Genomic DNA, 15,879 nt, shown 5'->3' on the forward strand with positions numbered 1-15,879 from the left:
TAAACTAAACCTTAACAGACGGAAGTTTTTTTTAGAATAATTGATTAATAGTCTTCTCTCATCAGCTAAGTTGATGTGTTCGTTTCATAAAATCTTGTTGATCTGACGTTTGACCAACCCTTCTTTTCCTTTGTTTGAGGTGAAAGCAAAGAGATGAAAAAGCTCATCTATTTAGCCTCGTACCAGGTCTGTCCGTAAGATTCTTCTGCCAGAAGTGGTACCGTCATCTCAACGGCAGCTTCCATAACCTCTTTGACGAGTTTTTGGATAGCAGGTATCTCATCTTCTGGCACCTCTAGGACGATTTCATCGTGCACTTGAAGGAGCATTTTGGTTTTGAAGTTTCCGTCTATCAAAGCTTTATCAAGGTTAATCATGGCAATTTTGAGAATGTCCGCAGCACTTCCTTGGATAGGTGAGTTGATAGCGGTACGCTCTGCGAAATGACGCACGTTGAAGTTGCGAGAATTGATATCTGGCAATTCGCGGCGGCGTTTGAAGAGCGTCTCTACATAGCCTTTATCCTTGGCTTCACGAACGACCGTTTCCATGTAATTTTTGATACCTGGATAGCGTTCAAAATAAGTCTCAATGTATTCTTTAGCTAGTTTGCGTGGAATGCCCAAGTTGTTAGAAAGACCGAAGTCAGAGATACCATAAACGATACCGAAGTTAACTGCCTTGGCATTGCGACGGTCATTGCTGGTCACATCTTCTGGCTTCTCAATGCCAAAGACACGCATAGCCGTTGAGGTATGGATATCCGCACCGTGTTTAAAGGCGTCAATCAAGTGTTCATCACCTGAGATGTGGGCGAGAACGCGGAGCTCGATTTGAGAGTAGTCAGAGCTTAGGAGAACAGCTTTGTCAGTTGATGGTGTGAAGGCCTTGCGGATTAGACGACCTTGCTCCAGACGGATTGGGATATTTTGAAGGTTAGGGTCTGTTGATGAGAGGCGCCCAGTTTGCGTCAAGTCTTGGACATAGCGCGTGTGGATTTTACCATCGTCACGGATGTATTCTTGTAAGCCAATCAAATAAGTGGATTGGAGTTTAGTGATTTGGCGGTATTCTAAAATCTTAGACACAATTGGTGAAATAGGAGCTAGACGCTCCAACACGTCAACGGCTGTTGAATAGCCAGTTTTGGTTTTCTTGGTGTATTCCAAAGGTAATCCCATGGTTTCAAAAAGAAGAACACCTAATTGTTTTGGTGAGTTGATGTTAAACTCTTGCCCAGCAATCTCATAGATTTCCTGGGTGAGTTTATCAATAGACACCTGATTTTCCAGTGCCATTTCTGCTAGGGTACCACCATTGACTTTGATACCGGCAATTTCCATTTTTGCCAAAACATTTGCCAGCGGTTGCTCCATATCAAAGAGAAGGTCGATTTGGTCATTTTCTTCGAGTTTGGCAAGCATTGGTTCCTTACTTTCGATGAGAACTTGAACTTTTTTAGCTAAATGCCCTAGAAGCACCTCTTTTTCAGGGACAGCGCGTTTGGCCCCTTTACCATAAACAACCTCATCATTTTCCAAAGGCAGGGCTGTGTACAATCGAGCGATGGTTGAGAGTTGGTTGTCCTCAACGGTTGATAGGAGGTACTTGGCTAAGCGACTGTCGAAACGAGGCGCTGGGATATCAATGCCGTGATGAGATAGTAAGACCTTGACGCGTTTAAAGTCAAAGGTTTGCATAGGTTTAGCTAGCGCTTCTTGAAAAGCTGGTTCTTGTAGCAAGTCAAGATTTGTGGAAGCGTAGATGGTTTCCTTGGTTCCCCAAGCAAAACCGATAATCTCTTCAACATGATAGTTGTCATTGAGCATTTCAAAGTAGAAGAAGTCTTGGTCGCTGAAGTGTTTGTCAGTTACGGTGCTAACTTCTTCAAATGGAGTATCAAAGGTAGGCGTTTCAGCTTGGCCAACTAAAGCGTTTTTGAACTGGGTGAAGCCCATCTCATCGTAAAATTTAGCTAGCTCTTCAACCTTTGGCCCCATATAAACAGTATCTGACAAGTCGATAGTGATAGGTGCCTTGGTGTTGATCGTAGCCAGCGTTTTAGAAAGGAAAGCTAGCTCTTTGTCCTTAATGAGATTTTCCTTCATCTTAGACTGCTTCATGCCATCGATATTGTTGTAAATCCCTTCGAGACTGCCATGCTCCAAAAGCAGTTTGAGTCCAGTTTTCTCACCAATTTTCGTGACTCCGGGGATGTTATCAGATTTATCTCCCATGAGAGCTTTGAGATCGATAAATTGTTCAGGTGTGATCCCCATTTTTTCCATGAGGTAGGCTGGGGTAAATTCTTCGAACTCAGCGACCCCTTTTTTTGAAATTTCAACAACCGTATTTTGGTCGGTCAGTTGAATCAAGTCCTTATCGCCAGAAACAATGGTAACGTCGAAGTCATCCAGTTCAGCCATTTTATCGAGTGTTCCGATGATGTCGTCGGCTTCATAATTGTCCAAATCATAGAAAGGGACACCTCTAGCTGCTAGCATGTCGCGGATGTATGGAAATTGCTCACGGAACTCATCAGGAGTCTTGGCACGACCGGCCTTGTAGTCGGCGTACATCTCCGTACGGAAAGTAGTTTTGCCCGCATCAAAAGCTACTAAAATGTGAGTCGGTTGAACACGCTCCATCAGGTGGTCTAGCATGAGGTGGAAGCCGTAAATCGCATTAGTGTGGAGACCACTAGCATTTTTAAAGCGGTCAATCTGGTTATAGAGGGCGAAGAAAGCCCTAAAAGCAACGGAAGAACCGTCGATTAAAAGAAGTTTATTTTTCGCATTTGTCATGCTTCTATTATAGCAGAAAAGAACTGATAGAAATGAAAAAAGCACCTAAGTGGTGCTCCTTTACCTATTCGGAAGGAGATCATTGGGAGTGTACAAGCTCCCAGAGTATCGGTAAGAGTTTTAAAAGTCCCAATTGGCTTGTAGGAGTTGGCAAAGAAATTAAAGTCAACTTTAAGTAGTTAATGTAAAAAGCAATTTTTGCCCACCAACTTGTCAGTATTTATCCGAATTTAACCGAACGGAAAATCAAAAAAGCCCGTTAAATCGGGCTTTTCATTCGGTTAATTCCTGTCAAATCAGGTATTGAAAGGCGGTAGACGGATTTGAACCGACGATCAAGCTTTTGCAGAGCCGTGCCTTACCACTTGGCTATACCGCCATAACAGATTATATTCTACCTTAAAACTCTTTTTGAGTCAAGCATAGAATTAGTTGCATTTTCATATGAATTTTGCTATCATATACTAGTTGCTTAGGCAATAAATACTCATTCTGGCTCCATTGTGAGGCTGTTGCCCTCGTGGTGGTCTTGCAAGTTGACGGCTGGAAGAGGAAAAAACATAAAGGAGAAACTACTCATGGCAGTAATTTCAATGAAACAACTTCTTGAGGCTGGTGTTCACTTTGGTCACCAAACTCGTCGCTGGAACCCTAAAATGGCTAAGTATATCTTTACTGAGCGTAACGGTATCCACGTTATCGACCTTCAACAAACTGTAAAATTGGCTGACCAAGCTTACGACTTTATTCGTGACGCAGCAGCAAACGATGCAGTTATCTTGTTTGTTGGTACTAAAAAGCAAGCAGCTGAAGCAGTAGCAGAAGAAGCTACTCGTGCTGGTCAATACTACATCAACCACCGTTGGTTGGGTGGAACTCTTACAAACTGGGATACTATCCAAAAACGTATCGCACGTTTGAAAGAAATCAAAGCTATGGAAGAAAATGGGACTTTTGAAGTTCTTCCTAAGAAAGAAGTTGCATTGTTGAACAAACAACGTGCACGTCTTGAAAAATTCTTGGGTGGTATCGAAGACATGCCTCGTATTCCAGATGTTATGTACATCGTTGACCCACATAAAGAACAAATCGCTGTTAAAGAAGCTAAAAAACTTGGTATTCCAGTTGTAGCTATGGTTGATACAAACGCTGATCCAGATGAGATCGATGTTATCATCCCAGCAAATGACGATGCTATTCGCGCCGTTAAATTGATTACTTCTAAATTGGCTGATGCGGTTATCGAAGGTAACCAAGGCGAAGATGCTGGTGCTGACTTCCAAGAAGAAGCAAGTGCAGAATCAATCGAAGAAATCGTTGAAGTTGTAGAAGGTAAATAAGTTACTAAGAGCATTAAAAGGTGATAGAAGTTTAGGAGATTGGCAACAAATCTTGATTTGTTAGGAAGATCATCTAAATTCCCAAGTCTTTAGCTCGTGTACAATTAGTCCGTGTACCATTCAGCTCTACAGTTGAATAAAAGTACAAATCTAAAACTTGAACCAACCCAAGAGGGCAGAGCGTTCCTGCTCTGTCCTCTTGTTTTATAAAATAAAAGAGGAGATTTACTCATGGCAGAAATTACTGCAAAACTCGTTAAAGAATTGCGTGAAAAATCTGGTGCTGGTGTTATGGACGCTAAAAAAGCACTTGTTGAAACTGATGGCGATATCGACAAAGCGATTGAATTGCTTCGTGAAAAAGGTATGGCTAAAGCAGCTAAAAAAGCTGACCGTGTAGCTGCTGAAGGTTTGACTGGTGTTTATGTTGACGGTAACGTTGCAGCTGTTGTTGAAGTTAACGCTGAAACTGACTTTGTTGCTAAAAACGCTCAATTCGTTGAGTTGGTTAACGAAACTGCAAAAGCACTTGCAGCAGCTAAACCAGCTAACAACGAAGAAGCTGTTAAAGTTAAATTGGCTTCAGGTGAAACACTTGAAGAAGCATACGTTAACGCAACTGCTACAATCGGAGAGAAAATCTCATTCCGTCGTTTCGCAGTTATCGAAAAATCTGATGACCAAGCATTCGGAGCATACCAACACAACGGTGGACGTATCGGTGTTATCTCAGTTATCGAAGGTGGCGACGAAGCACTTGCTAAACAAGTTTCAATGCACATCGCTGCAATGAACCCATCAGTTCTTTCATACACTGAGCTTGATGAGCAATTTGTCAAAGATGAATTGGCACAATTGAACCACGTTATCGATCAAGACAACGAATCACGTGCTATGGTTAACAAACCAGCTCTCCCACACCTTGCGTATGGATCAAAATCTCAGTTGACTGATGAAGTGATTGCAAAAGCTGAGGAAGAAATCAAAGCTGAACTTGCAGCTGAAGGTAAACCAGAAAAAATCTGGGACAAAATCATCCCAGGTAAAATGGACCGCTTCATGCTTGACAACACTAAAGTTGACCAACAGTACACACTTCTTGCACAAGTTTACATCATGGACGACAGCAAAACTGTTGAGCAATACCTAGAATCAGTAAATGCTAAAGTTGTTGCATTTGCTCGTTTCGAAGTTGGTGAAGGTATCGAAAAAGCTTCAAACGACTTTGAAAATGAAGTTGCAGCTACAATGGCAGCGGCTCTTGGTAAATAATTGATTAGTTGTTAATCTCAGACACCTCTGTTTCTCTTTTAGGGAAACGGAGGTGTTTTTATGTTAGTTGAAAACGATAGAACGTCACTCATTTTTGTGTTTTAGTAAAAAGCGTAAAGGTTTCAGTTTAAAATAACGCTAAATTTTGCTATAATGATAGTCAGTTATAGTCAAAGTGAGAAAGGGAGTCTTTAATGCCATCAAAAAATACTTCGGACCAGATTGAAGAGTATATCAAACAGTTACTGGGGCAGTCAGGTATGACCGAAATCAAGCGATCCCATCTTGCTGAGTCTTTTCAAGTTGTGCCCAGTCAAATTAATTATGTCATAAAGACACGCTTTACTGAGAGTAGAGGTTACTTGGTTGAGAGTAAACGTGGCGGAGGTGGCTATATCCGCATTGCAAAGGTTAAGTTCTCGGATAATCATCAGCTACTTGGCTCTCTAATGGCAACGATTGGTGAGCGGGTGAGTCAGCAGGTGTTTGATGATCTGATTCAGCTTTTATTTGAAGAGCATGTTATTACAGAGCGAGAAGGTAATATACTTTTATCGATGACGTCTGATGCTGTGTTAGGACAAGAAGCTCCTTTTATCAGAACTCGCATGTTAAAAAAACTCCTCCATCGTTTAGATAGGAAAAAGGAATCATAATGGTTAAGTATTCACAAAAAATGCAGGATGTTTTTGGCCTGTCTCAAATTATTGCTACACGATTTTCTTGTCAGCTCTTAGAAAGTTGGCATCTTTTACTTGGATTGATTTCTAGTGATGAAACAATTGCAGGGCTGACTTTCCGAGAATTCGATAGCGAAACTGGTGAGAATGATTATTTTGCAGCAGCTATTTTAGCGTCAGAAAAGACTTTTGATGATAGTATCAATCACTTTGATTTTCATGAACAATCAGTTGCAACGGCTGATATGTTGGCTTTTGCGGAGCAAATTAGTCTTATTACTGGAGATGATGAAGTCGGTACGGAGCATGTTCTCATGGCTATGCTTTTAAGTCCTGACAGGATGCCTATCCGTGTCCTTGAGTTAGCTGGTTTCAAACTAAAAAATGATGGCGAAGGCGCTTCAATTTTTAGTATTCGCCAAGGTTTAGAGAAGCATGCTGGTTTTACGAAAGACCAAGTCAAGGCCATTCATGAATTGAAAAAACCAAAACGTCCTAAAGCGAATAATTTTACAGATATGATGAAACCACCGTCAACTGCAGGTGAGTTATCGGATTTTACTCGCGATTTGACAGCCATGGCGGAAGCTGGAGCACTCGAAGCAGTTGTTGGTCGTGACAAAGAAGTCTCTCGCATGGTACAGGTGCTTAGCCGTAAAACCAAGAATAACCCAGTCTTAGTTGGTGATGCTGGTGTTGGTAAAACTGCCCTAGCTTATGGATTAGCACAACGTATTGCGAGCGGTGAGATTCCTTATGAGTTACGCGACATGCGCGTTCTTGAATTGGACATGATGAGTGTAGTTGCGGGAACGCGTTTCCGTGGTGACTTTGAAGAGCGTATGAACCAAATTATTGATGATATCGAAGCCGATGGTCATATCATTCTTTTTGTGGATGAGATGCATACTATTATGGGTTCTGGTAGTGGTATTGATAGCACACTTGATGCGGCTAATATCCTAAAGCCTGCTCTTTCTCGTGGAACCCTCCACATGGTTGGGGCTACAACACAAGAAGAGTACCAAAAACATATTGAAAAAGATGCTGCTCTATCGCGTCGTTTTGCTAAAATTGTTATTGAAGAGCCATCAGTTGCAGATGCTTTTGAGATTTTGAAAGGATTACGTCCGAGTTATGAAGCCTATCATCATGTGTCACTATCAGATGAAGCTTTGATGACAGCGGTTAAGTCTGCTCACCGTTATATGACTAGTAAAAACCTGCCTGATTCTGCCATTGATTTGATGGATGAAGCCAGTGCCACGGTTCAGACCATGGTTAAAAAAGAAGCGCAAGTAGAGTTATCTCCTATTGATGAAGCCCTTTTAGATGGTGATTTTAAAGCTGTCTCTCGTTTGCTCAAGAAGGAAGAGAAGGTTGCTCTTCCAAAAGTTATCAAGGTAACCGAAGAGCACATCATGTCTACCCTCAGTCGTCTAACAGGAATTCCTGTGGAAAAAATGACACAGGCTGACAATCAGAAGTATCTCAATTTGGAAAAAGAGTTGCATAAGCGTGTGATTGGGCAAGATACGGCGATTTCGGCGATTAGTCGGGCCATTCGTCGTAACCAGTCGGGTATTAGGACTGGTAAACGTCCTATCGGATCTTTCATGTTCTTGGGGCCAACTGGAGTTGGTAAGACGGAGTTGGCTAAGGCTTTGGCGGAAGTCCTTTTTGATGATGAATCAGCCCTCATTCGTTTTGACATGTCTGAGTATATGGAAAAATTTGCCGCCTCACGTCTTAACGGTGCTCCTCCGGGTTATGTCGGCTACGATGAAGGGGGAGAATTAACAGAGAAAGTTCGTCAGAAACCTTATTCTGTCCTCTTATTTGATGAGGTTGAAAAGGCACATCCAGATATTTTCAATGTTCTTTTGCAAGTGCTGGATGATGGAATGTTGACGGATAGTCGTGGACGCAAAGTGGATTTTTCAAATACGATTATCATCATGACGTCAAATCTTGGTGCTACAGCTCTTCGTGATGATAAGACTGTTGGCTTTGGCGTTCAGGATCTCTCACATGACCATGATGCTATGGAAAAACGTATTTTGGAAGAGCTTAAAAAAGCTTATCGTCCTGAATTTATCAACCGTATTGATGAGAAGGTTGTCTTCCACAGCTTGACACAAGACCATATGAGAGAAGTCGTTAAGATTATGGTTCAACCGTTAATCAAGCAGCTAGCTGAGAAAGGTATTGTCTTAAAATTCCAACCATCAGCCCTTAAACACTTGGCTGAAGATGGTTACGATATCGAAATGGGAGCTCGCCCACTTCGTCGCACCATTCAAACCCAAGTCGAAGACCACCTAGCAGAATTAGTTCTTTCAGGACAATTAGCCACAGGCAATACCCTCAAGATAGGTGTCAAACAAGGTAAGCTTAAGTTTGATGTGGTTTGATGCTGAATTTTGACTTTTCATCAACTGTAATGGGTGTTATAACACCTAGGAGTTCTTATGAGATTGACTAGCTATTGAGCTAGCTTTCATAAGAACTTTTTATTTGCTTTATTCGCCAAGTAACTGGGTGTCTGTTTTTTATCTCCTTTTTAAAAACAAGCCTCGTTTGCTGACTGATTTTTGCTATAATGAGGAAAAGAGGTGACGAGAAAGGACAAAGTAAATGGCATATATTTTGGTTGTCGAGGATGATAGAATAATCAATCAAATTGTGACAGAGTTTTTGAAGGAACAAGGGCATCAGGTTAATGCTCAATTTGATGGGCAAAAAGCTCTTGATGTTTTTGAAGAGGAGAAAGGAATAGACCTCATCATTTTGGATATCATGATCCCTTCGGTCAATGGGTTGGACGTATTGAAAACAATTCGTCAACACTCGGATGTTCCTATTATGATGTTAACAGCTATGGACGATGAATATACTCAGTTGGTCAGTTTTAATCATCTTATTAATGATTACGTTGTAAAACCCTTTTCGCCGCTAATTCTCACAAAACGGGTGGAGAATATTTTACGTCAAAGCAAAGGAAGTAAAGAAGTTAAAACATCTACACAACTTGAAGTGGGAGAGCTTACTATAGATCTTGATAATGCCACTGCTTATTTTGAGGAGAAGGAGATTCCGTTAACAAAGACCGAGTATGACATTTTAGAAATTTTGGTAAAACGTTGCGGTAAGCTTGTGACACGTGACTATTTAATGGATACTATTTGGGGCTATAGTGAGTTGGACAGCCGTGTATTGGATAATCATATTAAAAATCTTAGAAAGAAAATACCAAGTTTAGCATTATTAACAGTTATTGGTAGGGGGTATAAAATTGAGAGGAAGTGAGATGGGACTCACACGGAAACATTTCCTTAGTTTTATGGCTACAATCAGCATAGTAGTTATTTTTTTCTTGATGATTTCCTACTTTACGTTGCCAATTTATTATAATCAATCTAGAAAAGAAGTTTTAAGACAAGAGTTCAATGCGGTATTAAAACAGTTAGATGGTATGCCTGAAAAAAAGATGGTGACGGCTCTTAGAAAATACGAAGCGCAACATCAGGGGTTATTCTTTTCCTTGAGTAATAAGAAGGGAAGACTCATTTATCCTGAACAGGATCGATTGGATGATTATGATATTGAATCGGAAAGCTTCTCAGATTCGAAGCATGCAGAAGCAGGATATTGGACGGAGACTGTTAAAACTGATGTTAAAGACTATTTAATAGTAACAGGTCAATATATCTTCCCTTCCCTGACGAGTATTAGTCAGACCTTGTTAACGCTCTATCCTTTTATTATTTTATTGTTTATGTTTCTTGTATTTGGGGCGGCTTTCTTATATAGTCGCTGGTCGACCAGAAGAATCAGGCAATTGTCACAAGAAACGCGAGCCCTACGTCAGTTAGATCAAAATCTGACTTGTACTGTGACTGGTCAAGATGAGATTTCTCTATTAGCACAAGACATCAATGCCTTATATGAAAGTTTATTGATTAGTATCAAGGACTTGAAACGAGAGAATGAATTGGCACTAGAGCGTGAAAAAGAGAAGATGAACTTTTTGAGAATGACGTCTCATGAATTAAAAACACCTATCACGAGCATGATAGGTATTGTAGATGGTATGATTTATCAAGTAGGTGACTTTAAGAACCGCGATAAGTATCTGCTAGAATGTCGTACTATTTTGCAAGAACAATCTCATCTTGTTCACTCTATTTTGGAAGCTTCAAAATTGGATTTATTGTTAAATCCCAATCAAGATGAATTTTCTGTTCGAGAAATGCTTGATAGTTTGATGGCGAGTTATGAGACAAGCATGGCACTAGAAGATAGGGAACTAGTTTATGATGTAGAGGATTTCATGATTCAAGCACATCGCTTTTATTTAGAAAGAGCGATTAGAAATATTATAGATAATGCTTTACATTATACAAAGCCAAAGGGAATCATTTCCATTTGCACTCAAAATAATCAGATTAAAATTAGTAATCAAGTGGATCAGCTTATAGATGAGGAGCAATTAGACCATCTTTTTGAGCCATTCTATCGTCCGGATTTCAGTCGAAGTCGCCATGACGGTGGAACAGGACTTGGTTTATATATTGTTGATCACATTCTATCAAAGCATAACATCAACTACTCCCTAAAACCTCGTGGAGATTATATGGTTTTTACATTGAATTTTAATCAATGTGATTAGGAAATTATTTGCATAAGAAGCTGCTTTTACTCTATTTTTGGAGAAAAAGTAGCTTTTTTGATAGGAAATAAATACAAGGCTAAAAATAGTTAAAAAACAGATAGTCAATAGAAGACACATAACTAGATATTTTATAATAAGGGTAAATACTGTTATTAAGAAAAGAGGTTTTTATGACACAGAAATTAAAATGCTTAAAATGGTGGGATATTGTCATCCTAACCCTTATCTTCTTTGGACAAGCTATCTATTCTTCGACAGTCATGTTTTTCCAAAATAATGGACAAGTGATTCCTGAGTTAACGGAAACAACTGGTAGCCAAAATGTATATATGATGATAGTGCAAGGTCTTACTTTAGTTGTAGCTGCGGCTTACTTGATTTGGCGTAAGTTTGATTTTAAGCAATGGCAATTTAAATTTTCGCCTAAGGCAACATTGACAGGAATCGGGATGTTTTTCTTACTGGCTATTATGGTGGATATCTTTGTTATCTTTTTTGATCCACATAGTGTAGGGAAGATTTTTGGATCTTCATGGCAATTTTTAGATGGGATTAAGTTCTTTCTTTCACAGTTTACCAATCTTCCTTTGGTGGCTTACGCCCTTTTAAATGGCTTTTACGAAGAAATATACTTTATTGGTTTATGTACTGCAGTTGAGGCGAAGCACCGTACCTGGATTTTCCTCTTCTCTATACTGATTCGTATATCATTCCATACCTACCAAGGCTTAGTAAGTGCCTTATCTATTGGTATCGTACTAGGTATATTCTACTATATCTGGTATCGCAAAAAGAGCCGCAATCTTTATCCAATTATGTTATCTCACTCAATCGCTGATGTTGTTGGTTTAACTATCTTACAGTATATTGTTGTAACAGGTATCTAGAACGAGAAGGAGTATTGTAATGAAGCGTTATTTCTTATTATTAACTCTTTGTTTACTAAGTTTATGGAGAGTAGTGAAAGAGCTATTAATTTTATTGACCTTATCGCAAGAAAGTCAACAATGGCTATCATTTGTTTTGGCGATTATCATTTTGTTGATAGTCTATGTGATACCTATCAGTATGTTGGTTATATGGTTCTTCGGTGAAAAAGGTCAGACATGGAAAGAGTATTGTTGTGCACTTGTCTTTGGGGCTCTTATTATTGGTCAACCTGCGGGATGGTTGAATACAAAGCTTTCAGATATGTCATTAGCTGCCTTTTCTCGTGTATCTGGACTAGAAGAATGGCTCCCTAGCATGATTCCACCACTTGTTGAGGAATCTTTAAAAATGCTACTAGCAATATTATTGCTATATCTTTTACGTATTAAGACAATCAGGCAAGCTCTCTCTGTTGGAGCAGGTGTTGGACTCGGATTTCAATTATCTGAAGATTATACCTATATTTTGGGAGCGTTGGTGGAAAATCAAGTAAGCCCTATTCAAGAAGCCTTGGGTCGTTTAAGTAGCTCATTTGCTAGTCACTGGCTACTTACGACCTTAATGATAGGAGCCTGGTTTTTACTTGTTAAGATAGGTGTGACACAGTTCACTGTAAAATGCTATTTAATATTGCCGTTTTTACTTCATGTGATTTGGAATACTTCGGTAGTTGATGGTAGTTTGCTACTTAAGGGACTTCTTACGATTATTAGTCTGGGATTACTATTTTACTTCTACCAAACCATTGAGCGTATAGAAAAACATCAATCATTGGCAATGCTAGATTGAGAAGCGCAGTTGAGAGATCTTGATTTTAGGATGGATGACATACCATCGGAGCCAATATCGATTTTAGGTTGGGATGAAAGTCCCAATCTTTTTGACCTTATTCCAGATCAGCAAGTAAGATATAATAGTTGGGAGTTTTCCTCTCTTTTGTTTTGATGTTCTTAGTCTTCTTTAATGACTTTATAGGTACTGCAAGTCTATCTTAGTTTATGAAGATTGGCTTTTTTGTTTCTATGAAGTGAAATTGTAGAGTCTCTATAGCCTTCTAAAATGACTAGTTTAGGTTATAATAGTTTTATCTTTTGAAAGGTTTTTGGGTCTTATGCACAAAAAAGTTTCCATTCCCGAGTTATTTTTTGACTTGGTTTATGTTTATGCGATTGGACGATCGATGACTTTGATCCATCATCTACAAGACGGTTTTATCCCTCTGGGTGATTTTATTATTTTCACCTTGTCATTTTTATTTTTAATCAATATCTGGGTTTATCAGACAGTCTTTCTCAATCGCTACGGTACTGAAAGTATTAAAAATCATGCGTTTTTGTTTCTTGATATGGGGCTCTTGTTGCTTCTATCCAATAGTTTTAGTTTAGAATGGCAGGGTCAATTTACTCCTTTTGTTATTTTAGTACTCTTACTGACAGCCAGTTTATTTAGCCAATATTTTCTAGCATTAAAAGAGCATAAAAGTCCAGAACATCAAGAGCTGATCAAAAATTATTTGCTGATTTTAGGTGTTCGTTTTGCTCTTGTTTTGCTCAGTTTATTCATGTCCTTAACGTTTGGTATCTATTTTTACTTGGCTGGTTTTTTGGCGGGGTTGATGTTGCCTCTTTTTTTCCAAAAGGATACAAGTAGAGTTCCCATTAGTTTTGCCCATTTGGTCGAGAGATTGACGCTTTTAGTGATCATTACTTTTGGTGAAATGATTATGGGTGGTATTGCTAAATATTTTACGCTTGTGACTTTTTCTTTTCAATCTATTCTTTTTTTCATCATTGTTTTATCACTCTTTTGGTTTTATTATGAAGAGTTTTATGTGGATATTAATCATGACAATCCTCATACGACAGGAATGCGTATGATTTACCTCCACTATGTTATTTTTCTCAGTTTGACAATGGTGACAGCAGCACTGAGTTTCTTGACAGAACCAGATGTTAATAATCTGTTTGTAGTGATTTTCTTATTTGTTGCTCTTGGGATGTATTATTTTAGTATCGTCCTACATAATACTTATAACAAGGCTAGCCGTCATCTAAGTGATCGTTTTTTAAAGCGTATCCTATTAATTTATTTGCTGTCATTGGCTGGTTCGTTAATCTTCTCGGGACAACATTTGTTGGTAACCTTTATCGTAACTGGTTTAACAGCTAGTTTAGCTTATTTATTTCATCAGATGGGCAACTAAAAAACCTTCTTTATCTTAGCGATTGAAGCTAGGACAAAGAAGGTTTTTTGTTAACGAATGGTATTGAATAGGTCTTGGACTTCTTGGAAGGTTTCGGCGCGTGATACAGCGCTACGAACCTTCGCAGCACCAGCTGTTCCTCGTAGGTAGTGAGGAGCAAGACCACGGAATTCACGAACAGCAATCATTTCACCTTTAAGGTTCACTAAGCGTTTGAGATGTTCTTCGGCAATGTCTAATTTCTTAGCGAATGGTAGTTCCGGTAGTTCTTCTCCAGTTTCAAAGAAGTGATTGATTTGAGTGAAGATGTGTGGGTTGCTCATAGCAGCACGACCTACCATAACGGCATCAACGCCAATTTCTTCAATCATGAATTTGGCATCGTGAACGGTTTTGACATCACCATTTCCGATAAATGGAATTTTAGTGATGGCTTTTGAAACACGTGCCAAGGTTTCATGGTCACAGTGGCCGCGGTACATTTGTTCACGAGTACGACCGTGCATGGCAAGAGCAGAAACACCAGCTGATTCAGCAGCAAGGGCATTTTCCACAGCTAATGAGCTATCAGCCCAACCAGTACGCATTTTGACAGTCAAAGGAATATCTAAAACAGAGGTCACTTCACTAACGATGTGGTAAATCTTATCTGGGTCTTTGAGCCATTTGGCACCGGCTTCGTTTTTGACAACCTTGTTAACAGGACATCCCATGTTAATGTCAACGATATCAGCTTTGGTATTGGTTTGGATGAAGTCAGCCGCCCGTTTGAGGCCTTCAGCATCACCACCAAAGAGCTGGATAGACATTGGGTGTTCATTTTCGTCAATGTGGAGCATGTGGAGTGTTTTTTCGTTGTTGTAGAGTAATCCTTTTTCAGAAATCATCTCCATGACAACAAGCCCTGCACCGAATTCTTTAGCGATAGTACGAAAGGCTGAGTTAGTTACCCCTGCCATAGGTGCTAGGACAGTGCGGTGTGGGATTTCGACATTCCCAATCATGAATGATGAATTAAGCTTTGTCACGGATAATAGCCTCCAAATCGTTTTGATTAAATTGGTATTTTGTGCCGCAGAATTGACAAACGATTTCGGCACCTTGGTCTTTGTCTTTCATGTCCTCTAAATCAGCCATTGGTAATGTGGCGAGGGCTGATTCGAAACGATGGCGTGAGCAGTCGCAGTTGAAACCGATGGTTTCTTCTGATAGACGTTTATAAGGCTCATCGCCATAAATAGCTGATAGCAGAGCATCAATGTGGTCTTCTGACTCTAAGAGCGTTGAGATGGCTGGCATGTTTTGGATACGCTTCTCGTAGCGGCTGATTTCTTCCTCAGACGCACCTGGAAGGACCTGTAGCATGAAACCTCCAGCTACTTTAACCTGGTCGTTCTCATCTAGGAGGACATTGAGACCAACAGCAGAAGGTGTTTGCTCGCTTTCTGTTAGGTAGAAGGCGAGGTCTTCACCGATTTCTCCCGAAACGATAGGGGTTGTTGACGTGTAGGGATTGCCAGTACCATAATCAACGATGACAACAAATTGCCCAGCGCCCATGAAAGGTCCAACGAGGACTTCTCCAGTTGCTGTTTTCTTGATGTCAACGCCGGTATTTTGGATGTAGCCTTTGACGTTTCCTTTGGTATCTGCAACGGAAATAATGTGACCAAAAGAGCTGTTACCAATGACTTTGACAGTGACTTTGCTGTCTCCTTTTTGGTTGGCAGCGAGGATTTGGTTGGCAATGAGGGTACGGCCGAGGGCAACGGTTGATGATGATAGGGTGTCGTGATTGACTTGTGCTTGTTTAACAGTCTCAGTGCTGTCGAGGACATAAGCCCTGAAGGCACCTGACTCTGAAATTGATTTGATTAATTTATCCATAAACCCTATTTTACCATATTTATCAGTGATTTAGGGCAAGAGAAAACTCCTCGTTTGAGGAGTTGGATTATTAGATTAAGTGGCTTTC

Annotated in this window: 12 protein-coding genes and 1 tRNA gene; 9 read left to right on the plus strand and 4 right to left on the minus strand. The window is 39.9% G+C overall.

Annotated elements, in window-relative coordinates; all coding sequences use genetic code 11:
* Positions 1 to 167: 167 nt before the first annotated feature.
* The gene (gene polA, locus C0J00_RS00980; RefSeq protein WP_104968794.1) at positions 168 to 2,804 is read right to left on the minus strand and encodes a DNA polymerase I; all 2,637 of its coding nucleotides are present in this window, start codon (positions 2,802 to 2,804) and stop codon (positions 168 to 170) included.
* Between the two features lie 308 nt (positions 2,805 to 3,112).
* Positions 3,113 to 3,183 (minus strand) — tRNA-Cys (locus C0J00_RS00985).
* Between the two features lie 199 nt (positions 3,184 to 3,382).
* Between C0J00_RS00985 and rpsB the strand changes: the two genes are divergently transcribed.
* The 9 genes from rpsB to C0J00_RS01030 all read left to right on the plus strand — a co-directional run bounded on the left by rpsB (position 3,383) and on the right by C0J00_RS01030 (position 13,904).
* On the plus strand, positions 3,383 to 4,144 hold the full coding sequence (gene rpsB / locus C0J00_RS00990) for a 30S ribosomal protein S2 (RefSeq protein ID WP_104967140.1): 762 nt from the start codon (positions 3,383 to 3,385) through the stop codon (positions 4,142 to 4,144).
* A 231-nt stretch (positions 4,145 to 4,375) separates the two neighbouring features.
* Entirely contained in the window at positions 4,376 to 5,416 is a 1,041-nt protein-coding gene (tsf, locus tag C0J00_RS00995) for a translation elongation factor Ts (RefSeq protein ID WP_104967141.1), read from the plus strand.
* Between the two features lie 194 nt (positions 5,417 to 5,610).
* Positions 5,611 to 6,072 (plus strand): CtsR family transcriptional regulator, encoded by a 462-nt coding sequence (locus C0J00_RS01000; RefSeq protein ID WP_104967142.1) that lies wholly within the window; start codon positions 5,611 to 5,613, stop codon positions 6,070 to 6,072.
* Complete coding sequence (locus C0J00_RS01005; RefSeq protein ID WP_104967143.1) at positions 6,072 to 8,510, plus strand: ATP-dependent Clp protease ATP-binding subunit; 2,439 nt, start codon at positions 6,072 to 6,074, stop codon at positions 8,508 to 8,510. The genes C0J00_RS01000 and C0J00_RS01005 overlap by 1 nt, the downstream gene beginning before the upstream one ends.
* 223 nt (positions 8,511 to 8,733) lie before the next feature.
* Entirely contained in the window at positions 8,734 to 9,405 is a 672-nt protein-coding gene (locus C0J00_RS01010; protein ID WP_104967144.1) for a response regulator transcription factor, read from the plus strand.
* Position 9,406: 1 nt separating this feature from the next.
* Positions 9,407 to 10,768: a sensor histidine kinase gene (locus tag C0J00_RS01015; protein WP_104967145.1), complete on the plus strand. Its 1,362-nt coding sequence runs from the start codon at positions 9,407 to 9,409 to the stop codon at positions 10,766 to 10,768.
* A 173-nt stretch (positions 10,769 to 10,941) separates the two neighbouring features.
* On the plus strand, positions 10,942 to 11,658 hold the full coding sequence (locus tag C0J00_RS01020; RefSeq protein ID WP_104967146.1) for a CPBP family glutamic-type intramembrane protease: 717 nt from the start codon (positions 10,942 to 10,944) through the stop codon (positions 11,656 to 11,658).
* A 73-nt stretch (positions 11,659 to 11,731) separates the two neighbouring features.
* On the plus strand, positions 11,732 to 12,490 hold the full coding sequence (locus C0J00_RS01025; protein WP_158667295.1) for a PrsW family glutamic-type intramembrane protease: 759 nt from the start codon (positions 11,732 to 11,734) through the stop codon (positions 12,488 to 12,490).
* Between the two features lie 322 nt (positions 12,491 to 12,812).
* Positions 12,813 to 13,904 (plus strand): low temperature requirement protein A, encoded by a 1,092-nt coding sequence (locus C0J00_RS01030; RefSeq protein WP_104967148.1) that lies wholly within the window; start codon positions 12,813 to 12,815, stop codon positions 13,902 to 13,904.
* 50 nt (positions 13,905 to 13,954) lie between these two features.
* Here C0J00_RS01030 and dusB read toward each other — a convergent pair whose 3' ends face one another.
* Both dusB and hslO read right to left on the minus strand, forming a co-directional pair.
* Entirely contained in the window at positions 13,955 to 14,932 is a 978-nt protein-coding gene (dusB, locus tag C0J00_RS01035; RefSeq protein ID WP_104967149.1) for a tRNA dihydrouridine synthase DusB, read from the minus strand.
* Positions 14,919 to 15,791, minus strand: coding sequence for an Hsp33 family molecular chaperone HslO (gene hslO, locus C0J00_RS01040; RefSeq protein WP_104967150.1), 873 nt, complete (start codon positions 15,789 to 15,791; stop codon positions 14,919 to 14,921). The genes dusB and hslO overlap by 14 nt, the downstream gene beginning before the upstream one ends.
* Positions 15,792 to 15,879 lie beyond the last annotated feature (88 nt).

The organism is Streptococcus pluranimalium, assembly GCF_002953735.1.
In the GTDB taxonomy this organism is placed as follows: Bacteria; Bacillota; Bacilli; order Lactobacillales; family Streptococcaceae; genus Streptococcus; species Streptococcus pluranimalium.